Annotated in this window: 20 protein-coding genes, 1 tRNA gene and 2 pseudogenes; 18 read left to right on the forward strand and 5 right to left on the reverse strand. The window is 39.5% G+C overall.

Annotation, left to right across the window (positions count from 1 at the left end):
• The first annotated feature begins 22 nt into the window (after window positions 1-22).
• The 8 genes and pseudogenes from lepB to miaE all read left to right on the forward strand — a co-directional run bounded on the left by lepB (window position 23) and on the right by miaE (window position 5,357).
• Window positions 23-886 carry a signal peptidase I gene (gene lepB / locus F927_RS10755; protein ID WP_005084579.1) on the forward strand — a complete coding sequence of 288 codons (864 nt, stop codon included), beginning with the start codon at window positions 23-25 and terminating at the stop codon, window positions 884-886.
• A 27-nt stretch (window positions 887-913) separates the two neighbouring features.
• Entirely contained in the window at window positions 914-1,291 is a 378-nt protein-coding gene (locus F927_RS10760; RefSeq protein ID WP_004640026.1) for a DUF4845 domain-containing protein, read from the forward strand.
• Window positions 1,260-1,955, forward strand: a complete 696-nt coding sequence (rnc, locus tag F927_RS10765) for a ribonuclease III (protein WP_004640024.1) — start codon at window positions 1,260-1,262, stop codon at window positions 1,953-1,955. The genes F927_RS10760 and rnc overlap by 32 nt, the downstream gene beginning before the upstream one ends.
• A gap of 4 nt (window positions 1,956-1,959) precedes the next feature.
• The gene (gene era, locus F927_RS10770) at window positions 1,960-2,985 is read left to right on the forward strand and encodes a GTPase Era (protein ID WP_004640023.1); all 1,026 of its coding nucleotides are present in this window, start codon (window positions 1,960-1,962) and stop codon (window positions 2,983-2,985) included.
• A gap of 15 nt (window positions 2,986-3,000) precedes the next feature.
• A pseudogene (locus F927_RS10775) lies at window positions 3,001-3,200 on the forward strand (NF038104 family lipoprotein).
• A gap of 9 nt (window positions 3,201-3,209) precedes the next feature.
• On the forward strand, window positions 3,210-3,917 hold the full coding sequence (gene recO, locus F927_RS10780; protein ID WP_005084584.1) for a DNA repair protein RecO: 708 nt from the start codon (window positions 3,210-3,212) through the stop codon (window positions 3,915-3,917).
• Window positions 3,918-3,967: 50 nt separating this feature from the next.
• Window positions 3,968-4,696, forward strand: coding sequence for a pyridoxine 5'-phosphate synthase (pdxJ, locus tag F927_RS10785; RefSeq protein WP_005084585.1), 729 nt, complete (start codon window positions 3,968-3,970; stop codon window positions 4,694-4,696).
• A gap of 4 nt (window positions 4,697-4,700) precedes the next feature.
• Window positions 4,701-5,357, forward strand: a complete 657-nt coding sequence (gene miaE, locus F927_RS10790; RefSeq protein WP_005084587.1) for a MiaE family protein — start codon at window positions 4,701-4,703, stop codon at window positions 5,355-5,357.
• A gap of 101 nt (window positions 5,358-5,458) precedes the next feature.
• On the opposite strand, the gene F927_RS10795 is transcribed toward miaE, so the two are convergent.
• Window positions 5,459-5,534 (reverse strand) — tRNA-Asn (locus tag F927_RS10795).
• A gap of 235 nt (window positions 5,535-5,769) precedes the next feature.
• Between F927_RS10795 and F927_RS10800 the strand changes: the two genes are divergently transcribed.
• Window positions 5,770-6,201 (forward strand): hypothetical protein, encoded by a 432-nt coding sequence (locus F927_RS10800; RefSeq protein ID WP_005084589.1) that lies wholly within the window; start codon window positions 5,770-5,772, stop codon window positions 6,199-6,201.
• Window positions 6,202-6,562: 361 nt separating this feature from the next.
• Complete coding sequence (locus F927_RS10805) at window positions 6,563-6,982, forward strand: GFA family protein (RefSeq protein ID WP_004640010.1); 420 nt, start codon at window positions 6,563-6,565, stop codon at window positions 6,980-6,982.
• 79 nt (window positions 6,983-7,061) lie between these two features.
• Here the strand turns inward: F927_RS10805 and F927_RS10810 are convergent, their stop codons facing one another.
• Window positions 7,062-8,288: a pyridoxal phosphate-dependent aminotransferase gene (locus F927_RS10810; RefSeq protein ID WP_004640008.1), complete on the reverse strand. Its 1,227-nt coding sequence runs from the start codon at window positions 8,286-8,288 to the stop codon at window positions 7,062-7,064.
• Between the two features lie 212 nt (window positions 8,289-8,500).
• On the opposite strand from F927_RS10810, the gene F927_RS10815 reads away from it, so the two are divergent.
• The gene (locus F927_RS10815; RefSeq protein ID WP_004640006.1) at window positions 8,501-8,680 is read left to right on the forward strand and encodes a hypothetical protein; all 180 of its coding nucleotides are present in this window, start codon (window positions 8,501-8,503) and stop codon (window positions 8,678-8,680) included.
• Window positions 8,681-8,735: 55 nt separating this feature from the next.
• Here the strand turns inward: F927_RS10815 and F927_RS10820 are convergent, their stop codons facing one another.
• The 3 genes from F927_RS10820 to F927_RS10830 all read right to left on the reverse strand — a co-directional run bounded on the left by F927_RS10820 (window position 8,736) and on the right by F927_RS10830 (window position 12,476).
• Window positions 8,736-9,896, reverse strand: a complete 1,161-nt coding sequence (locus tag F927_RS10820) for a S8 family peptidase (protein WP_005084591.1) — start codon at window positions 9,894-9,896, stop codon at window positions 8,736-8,738.
• Window positions 9,897-10,012: 116 nt separating this feature from the next.
• Window positions 10,013-10,807: an A1S_2505 family phage non-structural protein gene (locus tag F927_RS10825; RefSeq protein WP_005084593.1), complete on the reverse strand. Its 795-nt coding sequence runs from the start codon at window positions 10,805-10,807 to the stop codon at window positions 10,013-10,015.
• A gap of 67 nt (window positions 10,808-10,874) precedes the next feature.
• The gene (locus F927_RS10830; RefSeq protein WP_017394493.1) at window positions 10,875-12,476 is read right to left on the reverse strand and encodes a S8 family peptidase; all 1,602 of its coding nucleotides are present in this window, start codon (window positions 12,474-12,476) and stop codon (window positions 10,875-10,877) included.
• Between the two features lie 424 nt (window positions 12,477-12,900).
• On the opposite strand from F927_RS10830, the gene uvrB reads away from it, so the two are divergent.
• From uvrB to cgtA, 7 genes and pseudogenes are all read left to right on the forward strand, one after another.
• The gene (gene uvrB / locus F927_RS10835; RefSeq protein ID WP_020846163.1) at window positions 12,901-14,934 is read left to right on the forward strand and encodes an excinuclease ABC subunit UvrB; all 2,034 of its coding nucleotides are present in this window, start codon (window positions 12,901-12,903) and stop codon (window positions 14,932-14,934) included.
• Between the two features lie 120 nt (window positions 14,935-15,054).
• The gene (locus tag F927_RS10840; protein WP_005084598.1) at window positions 15,055-15,639 is read left to right on the forward strand and encodes a lipocalin family protein; all 585 of its coding nucleotides are present in this window, start codon (window positions 15,055-15,057) and stop codon (window positions 15,637-15,639) included.
• 101 nt (window positions 15,640-15,740) lie between these two features.
• On the forward strand, window positions 15,741-16,682 hold the full coding sequence (gene rarD, locus F927_RS10845; protein WP_005084600.1) for an EamA family transporter RarD: 942 nt from the start codon (window positions 15,741-15,743) through the stop codon (window positions 16,680-16,682).
• A 252-nt stretch (window positions 16,683-16,934) separates the two neighbouring features.
• A complete protein-coding gene (locus F927_RS10850) occupies window positions 16,935-18,392 on the forward strand; it encodes a glyceraldehyde-3-phosphate dehydrogenase (protein ID WP_004639993.1) in 1,458 nt (485 codons plus the stop codon).
• A gap of 138 nt (window positions 18,393-18,530) precedes the next feature.
• Window positions 18,531-19,274: a hypothetical protein gene (locus F927_RS10855; protein ID WP_005084603.1), complete on the forward strand. Its 744-nt coding sequence runs from the start codon at window positions 18,531-18,533 to the stop codon at window positions 19,272-19,274.
• Between the two features lie 5 nt (window positions 19,275-19,279).
• Window positions 19,280-19,954: pseudogene (locus F927_RS10860) on the forward strand (hypothetical protein).
• A gap of 115 nt (window positions 19,955-20,069) precedes the next feature.
• Window positions 20,070-21,290, forward strand: a complete 1,221-nt coding sequence (cgtA, locus tag F927_RS10865; RefSeq protein WP_004639989.1) for an Obg family GTPase CgtA — start codon at window positions 20,070-20,072, stop codon at window positions 21,288-21,290.
• Window positions 21,291-21,355: the final 65 nt, after the last annotated feature.

Genomic DNA, 21,355 nt, shown 5'->3' on the forward strand with positions numbered 1-21,355 from the left:
GTCAGGCTGCGAGTGAGGGTTTGTGGATTTTGATTTTAATTTGATTCTAGTACCAGCGACACTGATTTTTTTCTTGGTGTGGTTGCTTGATAAGTTTGTACTCAAACAACGTGCAAATCGTGGGCGTAACCAAGAAAATTTTATCATTACATGGGCGTATGATTTTTGGCCTGTGTTGGCGGTTGTGCTCGTTTTACGTTCTTTCTTGTATGAGCCATTTAATATCCCTTCTGACTCGATGGTACCAACCTTAGAGACAGGTGATTTTATTTTGGTGAATAAATTTGATTATGGGGTGCGTTTACCGATTGTTAATACCAAGATTATTGATGTTGGTGAGCCTAAGCGTGGTGAAGTGATTGTTTTCCGTTACCCACCACAACCTAGTATCAGTTATATCAAACGTGTGGTTGGTTTACCTGGTGATCATATTCAGTTTAAAGATGGTCAATTGGTCGTAAACGGTGAACGTGTTGCTAAAGTTGTAACTGAGGTGAGCCGTGAGAAAGACGCATTAGAGACACCAGCAGTTTCATATTTTAAAGAAACTTTGGGTGATCATCAGTATTCAGTGCGCTACTTAGATGGACGTAATACACTTGTTGAAGCGTATCAGTTTGCTCAAGCTAAAGGTGCGGATTCGTTTATTCCATTTGTTGCAAAAACCAATGATGTATTTATTAATACACAAGGGCGTGATTGGGATGTAACTGTACCAGAAGGTCAGTATTTTGCGATGGGTGATAACCGTGATCAAAGTGCAGATAGTCGTTTTTGGGGCTTTGTGCCTGAACAGAATTTAACAGGTCGTGCTTTTTATGTATGGATGCATAAAGAACCTGGTCTAAAACTTCCAAGTTTTAGCCGAAATGGTAAAATTGATTAATAAATAAAAACACATAGGAAAGAAAAAATGCGTAAATCTCAGCAGGGGACTTCGTATATTGCAATTTTATTTGGGGTGGTTTTATTTGCAATTGCTGTGAAAGCAGCGATTGCAATATGGCCAGCATATTGGGATGACAAAATTATTGACAGTCAGATTGAAGGCTTATTGAAAGATAGTCCTCAAAATACGACGCCAACCAAGTTTGCATCTCAGATGGATCAACGTTTGGATATGAATGGTGTACGAGATCTTCGTTTTAAGGATATCGCACAAGCTACATATAAAGATGATTTGATCGTCGTGAAAAAGTATGAAGTGCGAAAGCCTTTCATGCTGAATATCAGTTTAGTGATGACTTTTGAGAAGACTTTTGACCAAAAATCTGCCAAACAAGCTCAATGATACAAGACTGCAAGCAAGGATAGGTTACCAATTTCAACAAATTGATTTGTTGAAATTGGCTTTAACGCACCGCTCTGTTAGTCATAAACACAATTATGAACGCCTAGAATTTCTAGGCGATTCGTTATTGGGGATGATCATTGCAAATTATTTATATCATACTTACCCCACTGAAAACGAAGGTCGCTTGACGCGTATGCGTGCAACTTTGGTTCGACAAGAGGCACTAGGTAAAATAGCGAATGACTTACAATTGAGTCGGTCATTAATTTTAAGCACTGGTGAATTAAAATCAGGTGGTCATCATCGTGAGTCTATTCTCGCTGACACGGTTGAGGCCATTATCGGTGCGATATATATAGACAGTAATGATCTCAACTTGCTACAAGGCATTGTGTTAAAATGGTATGAACCTTACTTCGACCATATCGAACCGACGGACCAACTGAAAGACCCAAAATCACGGCTACAAGAGTATTTACAAGCACGTAAAAAACCTCTCCCAGTTTACGAGGTTGTAGATATTCAAGGCGATGCACCAAATCAACATTTCAAGGTGGAATGCTTGGTTGATGGATTGCCGAAAATTCAAGGCGAGGGCTCAAGTCGTCGTTTCGCCGAACAAACGGCAGCGGCTGAAATTTTAAAATTATTGGAGCAATAACCTGATGTCTCATTCAAATGACAATAAGCCAGAAGCAACTGAACAGCAAGACGGCAATAACTTAATTGATCAATTCTTTAGTTCTCAAGGAACTACCATTCCTTCTGATTTTAAGAGCGGTTTTGTTGCAATTGTAGGTCGCCCAAATGTGGGTAAATCGACCCTGATGAATCACTTACTCGGTCAAAAGTTATCAATTACATCGCGTAAACCACAAACCACCCGTCATAAGATTGTTGGTATTGATTCACGTGAGAAATCACAGGCTGTATTTGTAGATACACCTGGGATGCATAAAAAAGAAGTGCGTGCGATTAACAAGATGATGAATCGCGCCGCACATTCAGCACTGCGAGATGTAAATTTAGTCTTATTTGTGGTGGATGCTCAGAAGTGGACCCAAAATGATGAACTCGTTTTGGAAAAACTCAAAAATGCAGATATGCCTGTGATTCTGGTGATTAATAAGCTAGATACATTTGAAAATAAAAATGAAGCTTTACCTTTGATTCAAGAGCGTGCCAAGTTAATGAACTTTGCTGAAATCGTTCCTGTGTCAGCTTTGCGTGGTGCAAATTTAGAACATTTGCGTGACACGATTGAAAAGTACCTGCCTTATCAACCGCCATTGTACTCATTAGATCAAATCACCGATCGTTCTGAGCGTTTCCTTGCGAGTGAAATCATTCGTGAAAAAATCATGCGTCAGTTGGGTGAAGAGCTTCCATATGATTTAACTGTGCAAATTGAGTCATTTAAGACAGAAGAAGCCACAGTCAATGAAAAAACAGGTCGTCTAAAACCACCTTGTACATATATTGATGCGACAATTTTTGTAGAGCGCCAAGGTCAAAAAGCGATTGTAATTGGTGATAAAGGCGCCAAACTCAAGAGTATTGGGATGGATGCACGTGCAGACATGGAAAAAATGTTTGAACAAAAGATCATGCTAACGCTTTGGGTAAAAGTGAAAGGTGGTTGGTCTGATGATGAGCGTGCTCTTAAAAGTCTAGGTTATAGCGATATTTAATTGAACAGGTCAGGTATGAAAACAGCAATCCATGTATTCGCAATTGTAGTCTGTATGTCAATGCTACAAGGCTGTATTCATAAAGTTGTCACTGTGCCTGTTAAAGTCGCTTATAAGACCACCAAAGGTGTTGTGAAGGGCACGGCTGCCGTATGGGTGCCGTCATTCCCGATGGTGATGATGAGGATAAAAAGGACCATAAAAAGAAGGATTAGTATCGTCTTATGATGCGTAATGAAGTCCTACATGGTTATTTGATTCATCATCGTAGATATCGGGAAAAGAGCCATATTGTGCATTTATTTACGCAAGAATATGGTCGGGTGGATGGAATTTTAAGACAAATTCCTCCACCACAATATCAGCCGATTCGTTTGCAAGCGACAGGAAAATCAGAGCTCAAAAATCTCACTAAACTGGAAATTTTGAATCAACCCGTATTTTTTCATGGTGATGCTTTTTTTGCAGGTTTTTATTTAAATGAAATTGTGTTGCGTCTTTGTCCTTTAGAGGAGGCGATGCCGCAAACTTTTCAACAATATCAGTTAATTCTTTTGCAACTTCAATTATTGGCAACGCATGAACACGCACCGTTGTTTCTTCGACAAATTTTACGACAGTTTGAACATGTGTTATTGCAAGAACTAGGTTATGCCATTGATTTTTCAATTGATGCTAATCAACAAGTTATCCAGCATGAACAAAACTATCAGTTTCAATTGAATGATGGTTTTATGCCTGTTGCTCAAGCCTCACGCTCATCTATGTCTGGACGGCTTATTGCGACTATGCAAAATTATGAGCAAGGGCAAGATTTTACTCACGAACAATTGCAATTATTGGCTAAACTATACCGCCAAATGATCAGTTCTTTGTTGGGTGATCGACCACTAAAAAGTCGTCAACTTTGGATTCAAAATACACAAACTTAATCTATTTAAAGTATTGATTGCTTTAATTTGATAAATAATAGGATATTTATATGGCTGCAATCTTGGGTGTAAACATTGATCATGTTGCAACATTAAGACAAGCACGAGGTACTGTCTACCCTGACCCTGTACAAGCAGCTCTGGTTTGTGAGCAAGCAGGTGCAGAAGGGATTACCTTACATTTACGTGAAGATCGCCGCCATATACAAGATGACGATGTTCGCCGTATGCGTCCATTGTTGAAAACAAGAATGAATCTTGAGTTGGCTGTTACTGATGAAATGGTCGCATTTGCTCAAGAAATTCAACCTCAACATGTATGTTTCGTACCTGAACGTCGTCAAGAAGTCACCACTGAAGGTGGATTAGATGTAGTGGGGCACTTTGAAAAAGTTAAGGCTGCAACAGAAGCATTGAAAGCAATTGGTAGTGATGTGTCACTTTTCATTGATGCTGATCTTGCTCAAATTGATGCAGCGGTGGCATGTGGCGCGCCAACAATAGAAATCCATACAGGCGCATATGCAGATGCTGAAACAGATGAGCAGCAACAAGCTGAATTGGCACGGATTATCAAAGGTGCGGAATATGCTGCCTCTAAAGGTTTAGTGGTTAATGCGGGTCATGGATTAAACTTGAACAATGTGGCACCTATCGCCGCAATTCCACAAATCCATGAACTCAACATTGGGCATTCAATTATCGCTGATAGTGTATTTGTTGGTTTGACCCAGGCTGTGAAAGATATGAAAGCAGCGATTCAGGCTGCTGCGAGATAAGTAAATGAGTAGTGTGAATTATGATGAGTTGATGCAACCTGTGATCAAGTTTTTAGGTTGTACTACACCTCAAGCTTGGTTAGATGAAGCCATCAATAATTTGGATATTCTCATGCAGGATCATGCGAATTGTGAGAAAAAAGCAGCCGGAACAGCAATGAATTTGATGTTTCGTTATAGTTTTTTTACTGACTTGCAAGTGAAGTTGGCACAGCTTGTACGTGAAGAAATGCTGCATTATGAGCAAGTTTTAGAATTTATGACCAAACGTGGTCAAGAGTGGAAAGGTTTGAGTGCAGGTCGTTATGCGGGTGAACTACGTAAAGAAATCCGTACATATGAGCCTGAGGCTTTAATTGATGTCATGATCATTGGTGCATTTGTGGAAGCGCGTTCTTGTGAGCGATTCTATTCGCTTGCGCCCATAGTCGATGATGAGCTAGGGCGTTATTATCGCTATTTGCTTAAATCGGAATCTCGTCATTTCGAAGATTATTTGGCTTTGGCTTTGGATGTTGCAAAAACAGCTAAACTTAAAGATCCAGAAGAAAATATTCAACAACGGATTGATCACATTCGTGAAGTCGAAAAGAACTTGATTTTAAGCCCAGATGATACTTTCCGTTTTCATAGTGGTGTACCTGCGAAGGTTATCGCTTAGCTTCTTGGAAGAGAAAATACCTCTAATCGATAGGGGTATTTTTTGCATTAAATTTAAAGCGTAAAAAAGCCCATATCATTGATATGGGCTTTTTTGAATCTTGGCTCTCCCACCTGGGCTCGAACCAGGGACCTGCGGATTAACAGTCCGTCGCTCTACCGACTGAGCTATGGGAGAATCTGAGAGCCATTATAGGCAGCTTTTGAAATCGGTCAAGCTAAAAATGTCATGTTTCTTTCATTTTGATACCATATGCTTTTTATTTGCACAATTGATAGTAAAAAGCAAAAAAAACTTGAACTTTGATTTGGCTGTTGCTAGATTCGAATCAGAAAGAGCGTTTAGGTAAGACCTAAACAGTGTGGATTTAACCCTACTTGCCAGCACTAAAATGGCTAAATCGGAGGTCGAAATGACTATTCTAAATATTGAAACTATTTTCTCAAATTTTTCTTTTTATCAACAAAACTATCTCGATATTTTGCAGGATCCTGAGCATTATTACACCCCTGTAGAAAATTCATTCTTAAATACTTTTCCGTTTAAGCAAAATACTTTGTATTTAGGTGATTTGCTACAGCTATGGTTTGGAAATAAGTGGAAAATTGAGAACGCTCGTAACTTGTTAAGTCAAAAGAATCCACTTTTAGTCAGTGTTCAATCTCCATTATATTTGTTTCAACTAGGTGGAGAACTCATCCTCGGTGCTAATACTGCGCTAGCGTGGTCTGTTGCTGAGCAGAAAGTGGTTACGGTACATGTGAAAAGTATTTGGCAATACGCCGTTTTTAGTCATTTATGTGATCGCCCAAAACATGTCAAAAGTAGTAAGGCAATTGCATAATTGCCCTAGCTTATTTTTAAGTTTTTAAGGTCGTATGATCATGCAAGTTGTAGTTGTATAAGTCTAAAATTTAATCTGGGGATCCATCCATATTTGCCTTCACTAAACTCTCAATCAATTGCTGCGATTGATCATTTTAGCTGTTGCAATTAATTGAGGATTTTGGGGGAAGGGGGCGATAGGTTACCATTAAGGTTTATCGCTCTGTAGCAATATTAGAAGCATATGGACAGCCCTATTTGGTAAAGCTAAGTTGATGATGAGCTAAAACTATATTTACAAATTATTCATTGCGAAAGAGGCGAAGTGTTTTAATCTATTTATTCTTGAATAATAATTTAAACAAAAGGTAAATTTTAAAATGAATGGACAATGTGTTTGTGGTGAAACTACTTTTGAGGTGAAATTAAAAAACCATGATGTTCATGTTTGCCATTGTTCTATCTGTCGCAGACAGACCAGTGGTGTGATTATGACGGTTGATGTAGAACAAGGGAGTCTAGCGTTTTTAAAGCAAGATCATCTTACAGTTTATAATTCATCAGAATGGGGAGAACGTGGATTCTGCAATGCGTGTGGTACCAATATATTTTGGCGTACCAAGGATCAGAACTATTGCAATATTAACGTGTTTTCTCTAAATGAATCACCTCAAGATTTAAAGCTAGATCTTGAAATTTTTATTGATAATAAACCTGAATTTTATGCTTTCCAAAATTCAACTAAGAAAATGACCGAGGCTGAAGTTGTAGCGTTATTTAACGGTGAGGCTGGAGAATAGGAAAGCTGAGATATGAATTAAAGTTAGAGTATAAAAAAAGAAGCTTCATTTTGAAGCTTCTTCATCTTAACTAAGCTTATTATTTTTCAGCTTTGATTGATGCAATTGCGGCATCAACACCATCAATAGATTCAGCTGCTTTTTTGATACGAGCTAAAGCATCGACTAGAACTTCATCAGCAGTTGCGTAAGAGATACGCATAAAACCGCCTAAGCCAAATGCATCACCTGGAACGACTGCAACGCCAGTTTCCTCAAGCAACCATTCAGAGAATTCTGTGCAAGATTTTAAGCCTTTGGCACGAATCAATGGGCGGATGTTTGCATACGCATAGAATGCACCATCGGCAGGTAAGCATGAAATACCTTTGATGTCATTTAAGCCATTCACAACTAAATCATGACGGCGTTTGAATGCTTCAATCATTGGTTGTAAAACGTCTTGTGGACCATTCAATGCGGCTTCTGCTGCAACTTGTGAAATCGACGTTGGGTTAGAGGTTGATTGAGACTGGATCTTTTTCATCGCGCCAATGATTTTTGCAGGACCAGCCGCATAGCCAATACGCCAGCCTGTCATTGCATAGGCTTTAGATACACCATTTAAAACGATAGTACGGTCATATAAGTCTGGTGCAACGGTTGCAATGTTGTAGAACTCATCTTCCCAGCGAATTGGTTCATACATGTCATCAGAAGCAACAAAAACTTGTGGGTGACGACGAAGAACTTCAGCCAAAGCTTCGAGCTCAGCTTTGGTGTAGATCATACCTGTCGGGTTCGATGGGCTGTTCAATACCACTAAACGTGTATTTGGCGTGATCGCAGCTTCTAATTGTTCAGGTGTGATTTTGAAGCGTTGTTCTTCACCACATTTCACAATCACTGGTGTACCTTCAGCAATAATCACCATATCAGGATAGCTTACCCAGAATGGCGCAGGGATGATGACTTCATCACCTTTGTTGAGTAAAGCCAGTGCTAAGTTAAAGAAACTTTGTTTACCACCACAAGAAACCAAAATCTGATTTGCTTGATAGTCCAAGTTATTATCACGTTTCAATTTTGCAATAATTGCTTTTTTGAGGCTTGGAGTGCCATCGACAGCCGTGTATTTCGTAAAGCCGTTGTTAATCGCTTCAATTGCAGCATCTTTGATGTGTTGAGGGGTATCAAAGTCTGGTTCGCCTGCGCCTAAACCAATCACATTTTTACCCGCAGCTTTAAGCTCAGCAGCTTTGTTGGTTACTGCAAGTGTAGGGGACGGTTTGATGGCATTGACACGATCAGAGAGACGTACGTCCACGGCATTATTCCTTCTTATGGGATTAAAAAATAAAAGCAGGTTATCTTAGCTTAAATAGAACTTTTTGTGGTCAAAACTTGCCTTAATCGTATAAAAAGTTACCAAATTATAGGGTAGAAGACAGCTTTTGTTTTTACACATTTTATTTTTATAAAAATCACAAAAAATCTATTACAATAGCGTTTAGAAATTTAGATTTCGAGAGAATTTCAATGAGTACTCAATCACCCAAGGCAAAAAAAGCTTTGGTTAAATTGCCATTTCCGATGCCATCTGCTCAGGATGATTCTGAAGATGCAACGCATAATCAGGTGCGTCCAAAACCTGAGCAATATGCAGATCGAACTTGGATGCCACCGCGTGGCACGCGTCGTTCGATGGGAAAACGTTAAATCGAAGAAAAAAGGATATCTTAAAAGATATCCTTTTTTCTTAAGGGCTATTCAATTAAGGTGCTTTATAAAGCAAACGATTTGGACTACCTGCTGGATATTTAACAATATTCGTTGTTGCTAGTTTCAGCAAATTGGTTGTAATTGTTTGCGGTGATGCAGTGGGGGTGCTTTGTGACATTTCAGCAACAACACCAGCTACATGCGGTGTCGCCATAGAAGTGCCATTTGAGAGTTTGGTTGCAGTATTGCTATCGTACCAAGCCGATGTAATTTGTGTTCCAGGCGCAAAAATGTCCACACAACTGCCATAGTTAGAGAAGTTTGCTCGCGTATCGGTATTGTCGATTGCCGCAACGGTAATCGCTTTGCTTGCTCTAGCAGGTGAGGAATTACACGCATCCGTATTTGAATTACCCGCAGCAACGACAGGGGTATAGCCCTGATCATAAAGTGTGACGATTGCATTATCCAAAGATGAGCTGACGCCACCACTTAGTGACATATTAACCACTGCTGGTTTTTTACCATTCTGGACGACCCAATCTAACCCAGCCAAAACTCCGCTGGACGTACCCGCACCATCACAGCCCAAAACACGAATTGGTACTAAGGTTACATCTTTCGCAATACCATAAGTTGTTCCACCGACTGTGCCAGCTACATGTGTGCCATGTCCATTGCAGTCGGTAGTTCCTTTACCGTCACTGATCGCGGTATATCCTGATTTGACTCGACCTGAGAATTGTTGATGAGAAGTAAGTATGCCTGTATCTACAATATAAGCTGTAACACCTGCACCTGTCTGGGTATAGCTATAATTGGAGTCAAGTGGGAGATTCTTTTGGTCAGTACGATCTAATCCCCACACTGCATTATTCTGAACGTTACTATGAATACTCATTACAGTATCTGGTTCAACAGACAGTACATTGGGATTCTTTTTCATAGCTTCCACAAATGCTTGACCTGCGTTGCTGGGAAGTGAAATTGCAAATCCTTTTAGTACAGATTCATAGGTATGTAAAACTTTTCCGCCATGAGATTTGGCCAGTGTCGCTGCTAAGTCTTTAGATGATGTTTGTGCCTTATTAAAGGTTACAATGTATTGATCTTTGATTGGACCATGTTTGGATGATGGGGTGGTTGGGGCTGCAAAAGTAAAGCTTGCGCAAGTCGTAAAAATTAAGGCAAATAAAGGTTGCTGAATATTCACTTGAATCTCCATTTTTATACGATGTCTGTTTTTCTGTACTGAGTTTTTATTTTTTCTATCCTATTAATTTATAGTTTTTTTAGTTTATCTCCTTTTGCTCAGTGGTTTATGTGGATTTAGCAGCGATTAACTGGGTGTTGAATGGTTAAATCACCACGCCATAATTTAATAAAGTCTTGCTCGTCGATATCGTACAGTTCCATCAATGCAATAATCACGCTGACGAAAATCATGGCACCTTCGGAATTGCTTTGAAAATTAAATATTTTCCCATTTAGCTTACCCAAAATATCTTTAATTTCATGTTCTCTACCCCGCCCATAGCGGTCGCGTGGATAAAGTTCTTCATTCAGTACAATCAAAGCAATTGCTTTTTCATTGGTTGTTAAATTCGTTTTTGATAAAGCTTCTTCGAAAGATTCATAACCATGATCGAAGTAGAAAATAACCTCATCTTTAATAAAAGCGTGCACGATTTCTGCAGTTAAATCGGGGAATTTTGATACGGCATCTTCCTCGATAAATGGACGAAATGATTCAGGGAAAATCACATTTGAATGTATACCTTTGAATAAAGGCGCTATTTCAGAGACTTTATATCCAGCGATACCACAACCTAATGCCGTTAAGAAATATTTCATTTTGGGATGATTCTTTGCATAAATCTTAAAATCATCGACATAATGAGCTATTTGTGACAGGGGCATTTGTTGCATATGTTCGTTCAGCGTTGGAATCGCAAAGCTTTGCCCAGCCCATCCACGTCCGACACCTTTTACTGCCGCAAAGTGCTGAGCAGCAACACGAGCAGCGCCACTGTCATGTCTTCCTGCTAAATCACTACCAAAAACAAATACTGTATCTTCTGGGAGTTCAGTGACAATCGTTTCATCATGATATTGGTAAGACATATTTTTTATCATAAGTAATTAAGTATCAGCTCATGTTGAATGCGTTTCTGGTATGGGTCAAGTGATTTTAAGGTGTCAATGTAATATGACTGACCTGATTATGATTTGCTGCGTAAGTTAGATTTGTACCCGTTATATTTACCACGTTAAATGTTGTACTGGTTACGTTTCGTGAAAGAGTTCCACTATTTAGCTGACATTCCCCAATACTATTGGTTATACAACTGATGGCAGAGGCACCAACACTAAATCCTCCGGTAATTGTGGCATTACTGACAGCTTTTTGATTTTGATCGACAACTTTAACGTTGACCGTTGCTTTCCATGTGCCAAATAACCAATTTCGAGTAGTAGCGCCGATCAGTTGGTTAATGCTCGCTAGAGTATTGGTAGATTGCTGTATTGTTTGGTTAGACGGCGTACTATCAGATGCAGTTGCAGTAAATAATAAACGGTTTGAACTACCTGCTACATTTTTGACAACATTAGGTGTAGACGTCGCAAGGATTTGATCAGTAACCATTTTTGTAGTAGCGGTTGGGGTTCGCTGCAATATCAGAGCAGCAGCACCTGCAACATGAGGTGCAGCCATTGAAGTCCCATTGCCTGTACCAACTGAACTGTTACTTCTGTTCCAAGCGGAAGTAACACCACTACCTGGGGCAAAAATATCAACGCATGCACCATAGTTCGAATAGCTGGCACGAGTATCTGTTTTGTCTGTTGCAGCAACAGTTATGGCATTTGCCGAACGTGCAGGAGACAGATCACATGCATTGGTATTGGAATTTCCAGCGGCAACAATAGGGATAAAGCCTTGAGTAGATAGATTATGGATTGCTGTATCCAACGGTTCGTATGCAGGCCCTCCCATGGAGATATTGACAACGGCTGGTTTTTGCCCATTTTTCAATATCCAGTCAATTCCTGCAATCATATTACTCATCAACCCTGAACCAGAGCAACCGACGACTCGTATAGGGATCAGATTAATTTGCTTGGCGACACCATAGGTTGTACCTCCAGCCAATCCCGCGACAAACGTACCATGCCCATTACAATCATTAGTACCATTAAAGTCTGAGATCGCTGAAAAGCCTTTTTTTACTCGACCTGTAAACTCTTGGTGGGTTGCTAAAATTCCCGTATCAAGAACATATAAATTTACCCCAGCACCTGTATTTTCATATTGATAACTTTGGTTTAACGGAAGTGATCGTTGATCAATTCGATCGAGTCCCCATGAAGGATTACTTTGGATTGCACTGATTTGAATGACTTGATCTTCTTCAACGTAATTGACCAATGGATGGCGTAGCATGGCATTTATAAATGCCTGACTGGCAACCTCTGGTATGCTAATCGCGATACCTTTGAGTGCTTGATCAAAACGATATCTCGTCTGACCGCCGTACTGTGTTTGGATGGTTTGGGACAGTTGAGCGGATTGTCCTGATTGGTCTTTAAATACAACGATATAATGTCGCAATGCTAAAGGAGTTGGCTGAGAGGTTGAGCGGATTTGTTGTAAAGTTTCTGTAAGTTTAGTTTGTTTTAATAATTCATGATGAAATTCAACGGCATTGGTTTGAGCATCAGTGTTTAGTATTTTGACAGGAGCTTTATGGGTTGCTGCAAAAGTAATTACAGCAAGTATAGTGGTAGCCATAGCAATCTTATATTTTGTTTTCAAGATAAGCCTCCATGCTTATGTGATTTCTCATTTCTAAGCGCATTGTGATATTTATTATTCTTGTGATCTTAAGCTGATCTAAAATTGCATAAATCGGCAATTTGTAACATTAATTTAATTAAAGTGTGTATTGTGTCTCGTTTTTTGAAATTATTTTGTTAGATCAACTTATTAGATGTGGTTGATATTTTAGTGATCAACGTTAATTCGAGTTAAAAATCTGACGTGTGGCACGTTGGCTTGATCAAAGTTAAAAAAACGTTAGCCAAATTTTATAACGAGGAGAGTGTGAGGTTGCTTGAAAATTGTAGCAATTTTTCGCCACATTAAGATTTAGGGTTGTATCTGCAAGATTAATCTCAATATCATACAACGATAAGAGTGTAGCAAGATGAACGATATGCAAGAACAAGAGACTGGTCAGCCATTTGAATTAGTCACCAATTATCAGCCTGCAGGTGATCAACCCCAAGCAATTGAAAAATTGGTGAATGGTATTGAGCACGGTTTTCGTAATCAATTGCTACTGGGGGTTACAGGGTCTGGTAAAACTTACACCATGGCGAACGTGATTGCCAAAACGCAACGTCCGACGATTGTGATGGCGCACAATAAAACACTTGCTGCACAGCTCTATGGTGAATTCAAAGCATTTTTTCCCAACAATGCTGTTGAATATTTTGTTAGTTATTATGACTACTATCAACCTGAAGCTTATGTCCCTTCGTCAGATACTTTCATTGAAAAAGATTCGGCAATTAATGATCATATTGATCAAATGCGACTCTCAGCGACACGCGCATTATTAGAACGTCGTGATGCGATCATCGTTGCATCCGTTTCAGCAATTTATGGTTTGGGTGATCCAAATGCATATATGCAGATGCTTCTGCATATTGTACAAGGTGATCGCGTGAGCCGTGATGACATTATTCGTCGCTTAGTTGAAATGCAATATACCCGTAATGAATTAGAGTTTTTACGTGGTACATATCGTATTCGTGGTGAGATTATTGATATTTTCCCTGCTGAATCAGATCAGGATGCGATTCGTGTTGAGCTATTTGATGATGAGGTTGACTCGATTCGTTGGTTTGATCCTTTGACCGGAAAGCTTGTTCGTAAAGTTCCGCGTGTGACCATATATCCTAAGAGTCATTATGTTACACCCAAAGATCACTTAACTCGTGCCATTGATACGATTAAAGATGAATTGAAAGATCAGCTTAAATTTTTTAAAGACAATGATAAATTACTTGAAGCTCAGCGTATTGAACAACGGACACGCTATGATTTAGAAATGATGCAACAGTTGGGGTATACCAACGGTATTGAAAACTATTCACGACACCTCTCTGGTCGTACAGCAGGTGAAGCGCCACCTACTTTATTTGACTACGTACCAGAAGATGCTTTGTTGATTATTGATGAATCGCATGTGACGGTTCCACAAATCGGTGCAATGTATAAAGGTGACCGTTCACGTAAAGAAAATTTGGTGAATTACGGATTCCGTTTGCCGAGTGCTTTAGATAATCGTCCGATGAAGTTTGAAGAGTGGGAGCGTATTGTTCCGACAACTGTATTCGTGAGTGCAACACCAGCATTATATGAGCTGGAAAAATCTGAGCAGGTGGTGGAACAGGTGGTGCGTCCAACAGGATTGATTGATCCTGAGATTGAAGTTCGTCCAGTACTGACGCAAGTAGATGATGTATTGTCTGAGATTAATATCCGCAGACAGTTGAATGAGCGGGTTTTGGTTACAACCTTAACCAAGCGCATGGCTGAAGATTTAACTTCATATCTGAAAGAGTATGGTGTAAAGGTTGCCTATCTCCATTCTGATATTGATACGGTTGAACGCGTTAAAATTATTCACGAACTTCGGACAGGTGTGCATGATGTCCTCGTAGGAATTAATTTATTGCGTGAAGGTTTGGACATGCCTGAGGTTTCTTTGGTTGCTATTCTCGATGCAGATAAAGAAGGGTTTCTACGTTCAGAACGCTCACTGATTCAAACGATAGGGCGTGCTGCGCGTAATGTAAAGGGTAAAGCCATTTTATATGCAGATCGTATTACCGACTCTATGCGTAAAGCGATTGATGAAACAGATCGACGCCGTAATAAACAAATTGAGTTTAATGAGTTACATGGCATTACGCCACGAAGTGCAGTGCGTCAAACCATCAAAGAAATCGATACAGGTGAAGTTCTCACAGATGATCAAATTGATGAAAATGCACTACAACAAGCTCAATCAATCAGTGCAGATGAACAACATCTACTTTCTGATCCAAAGTTGTTTGCAAAACATATCGGCAAATTGGAAAAGGAAATGCTGAAAGCCTCGAAAGAGCTACAGTTCGAGCAAGCCGCTAGGTTACGTGATGAAATTGTTCGTTTGAAAGCACACATGTTGAAATCTTAAACAGTGAAGCGAATTCCTCAAAAGTGATACATATCTCAACAGTTTTTGTTTATAAAATAGACTAGTTTTATTAGTTAACTATATGACTACTTATAACAAATTCTGTTTTGAGGATTTCTCATGCCATTAATTAAAAATTTCCCAAAAGCCAGTTGGCGTCTAGCAAAAATCGCAATCGGTGGCGTTGTTTTAACAGGGTTGGCCGTAGGCACAATTGCCTACGCACAAGCTAAGCCCTTAGCAACCATTGAAAAAGTTGAATTAGATAAGTATCTCGGGGTTTGGTATGAGGTTGCTCGGAAACCTATCTATTTTGATCGAAAATGCGCCTATAACATTACCGCCACTTATACAGTCAATGAAAACGGTAATATTATTGTTGATAATAAATGTTATGACGGTGATGGAAATTTACAACAAAGTTTAGGGGAAGCCTTTGTTGCGAATGCACCTTTCAATAGTAAGTTAAAAGTCAGTTTTTTACCCGAAGGGGTGCGGTGGATTCCAATAGGTCGTGGCGATTATTGGGTTCTAAAGCTAGATGAAGAGTATCAAACGGTACTGGTAGGTGAGCCACGTCGAAAATATTTATGGGTGTTATCAAGAACCCCAAATCCAAATAAAGAAGTTATCCTTGAATATTTAAATTATGCAAAGTCGGTTGGTTATGATATTGGCGATATCATTTATCCAGAGCATCGTTAAAGACGTTAAATTTATTCAAACCATGCTTGCATGGTTTTTTTATTTTCATATAGTGGATAAATCAAGTTCTTTATAAAATTTCCCCAGTTTAGAGGTTTATGATGTTTAAAGGAATTGCTTATTCAGTTTTGGCATCTGTAACTTTTGGGGTTCTGTACTACTATACTCAATTGCTTGGCGCCTTTGATAGCGAACAAACTTTTGGTTGGCGTATTATTGCGACCTTGCCATTTTTAACTTTGTTTATGTGGTTTAGTGGCGATTTGTTTCATATCAAAGCCATTTTAAAAAGAGTGATTGCTGCCCCTAGTTTATTATTACTTTTGATGATTACCTCTGTGCTCACCTCCGTGCAATTATGGATATTTTTATGGGGGCCGATGCATGGTCGTGGATTGCAAGTATCTTTAGGTTACTTTCTTTTGCCTTTAGTGTTGGTGTTAGCGGGGAGTGTTCTGTATGGGGAAAAGCTTTCAAAGTTTCAGGCGCTTGCTGTATTTCTTGCTATGTTGGGCGTTGGGCATGAAATATGGAGACTGGGCAGTATTGCTTGGGAGACAGCGTTAGTTGCGATTGGTTATACCGCATATTTTGTGATTCGAAAGCAAATTAAAACAGATAACTTGGGTGGATTTTGGTGGGATATGATCATTATTCTACCTGTTGCGATTTTCTTCACTCAAACAGGCGATACACCATATTTCAAGTTTCTAGAGCAACCAAGTTTAGCTTTGGTCGTGATGGGACTTGGCCTGTCTAGTGCGATTGGTCTAGGTTGTTATCTTTTGGCGAGTCGCTATTTGCCGTTAATTCTTTTTGGCTTGTTGGGATATTTGGAACCCGTTTTGTTGGCATTGGTCTCATTTGCACTTGGTGAAAAAATTGGTGAAGAAGAGTGGTTGACGTATATTCTTATCTGGTTGGCTGTCTTAGTACTCGTGATTGAAGGCGCTAATCATCTTGTCCAGCAAAAACGACGAAAACAGCAGCTTGAGTTAAATCTAAAACATTATCCCAAGCGGCTTAATAATGCGGAAGATTAACCCAAAAATCGCAATCATATTTGTAAAATGATCATCAAGCATTTTTATAGGGATGGCTATTACAATGATAGAGAAAGATTTTTAACCAAAATCACAAAAATAATTATAGGTATTTTATGAATTTATAGTCAATTGGGGCAAAATCTTAGCTCGTTTAGCAGCTTTTGATTCAATCTTGATGATAATTCCATTACAATTATGGCGTTTTAAAATTTCACGCCCAGTATAGATATTAAATTAGAGGACGTAACTGTGAGCAAAGACACTATCGTTGCCCTACATGCAGAACACCAAGGTCGTTGGAAAAATCGTGAGGAAATCGCGGAACGTATGATTGCCTTGATTGGTCAATTGTACCGTGAGAAAAATATTGTTGTTTCTGTTTACGGACGTTCTTTAATTAACCGTTCAGTAATCCAAATCTTAAAATCACACCGCCGCACACGTATGCTTGATGTTGAGCTTTCAGTTGTAAATACCTTCCCAATCTTGGAAGCGTTAATGAAAGTAGAAAACATTGGTTCTGCGGAAGTTGATATCGGTAAACTCGCGGTTGAATATAAAAATGAAGGCGGTGATGTAGACGCTTTTGTTGCTAAAGCTGTTGCTTCGATTCAAGGTAAGGCAACTGCGGTTGAGTCTAAAGATGTAGTTCTTTACGGGTTTGGTCGTATTGGTCGTATCTTGGCTCGTTTAATCATTAGCCAATCAGGTTTAGGTCGTGGTTTAAGCCTTAAAGCAATTGTTGTACGCAAGTCTTCTGACGGTGATTTGGCGAAACGTGCTTCTTTATTACGTCGTGACTCTATTCACGGTACTTTTGCTGGTACAATTTCTGTTGATGAAGAAAACGAAGCAATCATTGCTAACGGTAACTTCATTAAAGTGATTTATGCATCTAGCCCAAGTGAAGTTGACTATACAGAATACGGTATTGAAAACGCACTTTTAATCGACAACACTGGTAAATGGCGTGATGCTGAAGGTTTAAGCCAACACTTGAAATGCCCAGGTGTTGCACGCGTAGTGTTAACAGCACCAAGTAAAGGTGAAATGAAAAACGTTGTTTACGGTGTAAACAATACTGACATCTTGGATGAAGACAAAATCATCTCTGCTGCTAGCTGTACAACAAATGCAATTACACCTGTATTAAAAGTTTTAGACGATAAATACAAAGTATTAAATGGTCACGTGGAAACTGTTCACTCGTTCACAAATGACCAAAACTTGATTGATAACTACCATAAAGCTGATCGCCGTGGTCGTGCTGCAACACTGAACATGGTAATTACTGAAACTGGTGCAGCGAAAGCAGTTGCTAAAGCATTGCCTGCACTTAAAGGTAAGTTAACAGGTAATTCTGTACGTGTTCCAACACCTAACGTTTCTCTTGCAATCTTGAACTTGAACTTAGAGAAAGAAGTTGATCGTGAAGAAGTGAACGAATACATTCGTCAAATCTCAATCAACTCTAACTTACAAGGTCAAATTGGCTATACCAACTCATCTGAAGTGGTATCGAGTGACTTCATTGGTTCGCGTACTGCGGGCGTATTTGATGCGCAAGCAACCATTACTTCTGGTACACGTTTAACTGCTTATGTTTGGTACGACAATGAAGTAGGTTATAGCTGCCAAGTATTACGTATCGCTGAGCAAATGTGTGGTGTGAGCTATACAAAAGTTCCAGCTGAAACAAATGCATAATATTTGTTAGTAAAGCTATACAAAAAAAGCCCAGTTCCCACTGGGCTTTTTTATTGACTGTACAGAATCTATGCAGATTAAAACAAAAAAATCGAAGAGAATAACGACAAAGGGAAAGATTTGGTTAGGAATACTTCATTGTTGCAGTTTAGACGTTTGTTTGCAGTTTTTGCTTTGATAGTTGTTGCCAACTTGTGTGGCGTTTATATCGCAATGTGGGTGTTTAAGCATTTCAATATTTACATTCCATTAAAAGATCAAAAAGTTGCGATTGATTTACAAGAACCGTTACAGGTTCGAGTCAAAGTGAAGGAAGCACTGGATGTTGAAGTAAATGGTCGTGTTGATGCAAAAATTCCAATTAACGAACAACTTAGTGTGCCTTTAACTCAAACATTAACTCCCCGTGTTTACTTTGATAGTCAGGTCCCAATCAGCACGATTATTCCTGTTCAGGAAATTATAAAGGTTCATCAAGAACTCCCAATCGATACCAAAGTTCAAGTAAAGATTCTTGGTAGAGACGTCACGTTACCTTTAAAAGGTTCTATTCCACTACAGCTTGATGTGCCGATTGATATCAAAGTGCCGCTACAACAAAAAGTGCACTTAAAGTTTGATGCGCCTGTAAAAACAGTATTGAAAGAAAATCTAAATATTCCATTGAAGACACAGCTCAATGCCAATATTCCTGTACAAGGCAAGCTGAATGTTCCAATCACTTCTGACTTGAATGCAGCTGTAGATGTCAAAAATACCTTACCTGTCAAAATCGCAGAAGGTGAACTCAAGATTCCGCTATCAAGTATGTATCTGGATCGCGTTGTTTCTACAACGAGTGAAAAGACACCTCATAAAACAGAAATAAAAGTAGGTGAATGAGTCAGATGCTTAAAACATACAAAAGCGCCTTTATTAGTTTTGTGATTTTGACCACATTGGTCGCAATCTTGTTTTGGTTTTATTTGAATATTCAAGCATCGCTCATGGTTTCAGCACAGCAGGCGGATATACGTTTGCCCGAATCTTTAGCCACTCAGATCCAAGTTGGGTAGCATTTACAAGTAAGATCCAAAGGTGAGTTAAACACGGATTTACTCATTGATCGTACTCTGGAATTACCATTGCAAGGCAAATATTTAGCAGATTTAAGTTTTGAAGTTGAAACGCCAATTACAGTGGATATTGATTATCAAACAATGCTTAAAGTAGATGAGGTCATGCCGATAGAGACCACCACTGATCTCATTTATCAGAATAAGTTACTGCCTAAATTCCCTTTAAGTCTAAATATACCCGTAAAGCTAGACATACCGTTTGAACTCAAACGAAGTTATACCGTTCCTGTCAAAATCGTGTTTGAAGGACCTGTACATTTTGCATTTAATGAGTCTATTCATTTGCCGGTGAAGCATCAGTTCTATCCACGTTTAAATATCAATGATGAGATCAATATGAGTTCGATTTCATCGTTCAATGCAATCATGTTTAACTCAGTGCAAGACACAAAAGCAAATTTAGAAATGCAAATGGACCTGCCATTAAGAAATGTAAGACCTTAAAGCCAATAAAATCTGTTTTTTTAAAGCCAAAATCCTATTTGCTGATTTTTCTATTCGAGAATTTTATTAAAATGTGGCAAAATAGCCCGTTTTAAAGAATTTAGAGGATTGGCACATGCGCTTTGTTGATGAAGCAGTCATTACCGTAGAGGCTGGCGACGGTGGCAATGGCGTAGCCAGTTTTCGCCGTGAAAAATTTGTCCCTTTTGGTGGCCCAGATGGTGGTGACGGAGGGCGTGGCGGAAGTATTTACATCCAAGCAGATGATGATACCAGCACACTTGTAGATTACCGATATACACGTCGCTATCGTGCAGAACGTGGTAAGAATGGTTCGGGTGCGAACTGTTCTGGTCGTGGCGGTGAAGATGTCATTTTAAAAGTGCCTGTAGGTACCACGATTGTTGATACTGAGTCTGGTGACATTATTGGTGACTTGGTTGCAGATGGTCAGCGTGTCAAAGTCGCCAATGGTGGTGATGGTGGTTTAGGCAATACACACTTTAAATCATCAACGAACCGTGCACCGCGTAAATGCACGCATGGTATCAAAGGTGAATATCGTGAAGTACGTTTAGAGTTAAAAGTGCTTGCTGATGTTGGCTTACTGGGTATGCCAAATGCGGGTAAATCAACTTTCATCCGTGCGGTGAGTGCTGCAAAACCAAAAGTTGCCGATTATCCATTTACAACAATGGTGCCAAACTTAGGTGTCGTTGATGCAGATCGTCATCGCTCATTTGTGATGGCCGATATTCCTGGATTGATTGAAGGTGCTGCAGAAGGTGCAGGTCTTGGTATTCGTTTCCTTAAGCATTTGGCGCGTACACGTATTCTTTTGCACATTGTTGATGTTCAGCCGATCGACGGATCTGATCCAGCACACAATGCCAGAGCGATTTTGGCTGAGTTAGAGAAATTCTCTCCAACATTGGCGAAGCTTCCTGTGGTGTTGGTGTTGAATAAATTAGATCAATTGCCAGAAGAGTCACGAGAAGAATGGTGTCAGCACATTCTTGATGAATTGCAATGGAAAGGTCCAGTATTTAAAACTTCTGGTCTTATGTCTGAAGGAACCAAGGAGGTTGTGTATTACCTCATGGATCAAATCGAGCAACAACGCGAGCGTGAAGTTGAAGATCCTGAGTACGCAGCAGAAGTTAAAGCATTCCGTGATCAGCTTGAAGCTGAAACACGTGAACAAACCATCGCAGCAAAAGAAGCTTATCGTGCATTGCGTAAGGCCCAGCGTGAAGCAGGACTAGAAGATGACGAAGATGATTTTGACGATGAAGATGATGATGGCGGCGTAGAAAGCGTCTACGTTCGTGATTAATTAGACTGTTAAACTCCCTTTTAATTCCTGTTGTACAGCAATCGTCGCTGTGCAACAGGAAAAAT

The sequence above is a fragment of the Acinetobacter haemolyticus CIP 64.3 = MTCC 9819 genome, from assembly GCF_000369065.1.
Classification (GTDB): Bacteria; Pseudomonadota; Gammaproteobacteria; order Pseudomonadales; family Moraxellaceae; genus Acinetobacter; species Acinetobacter haemolyticus.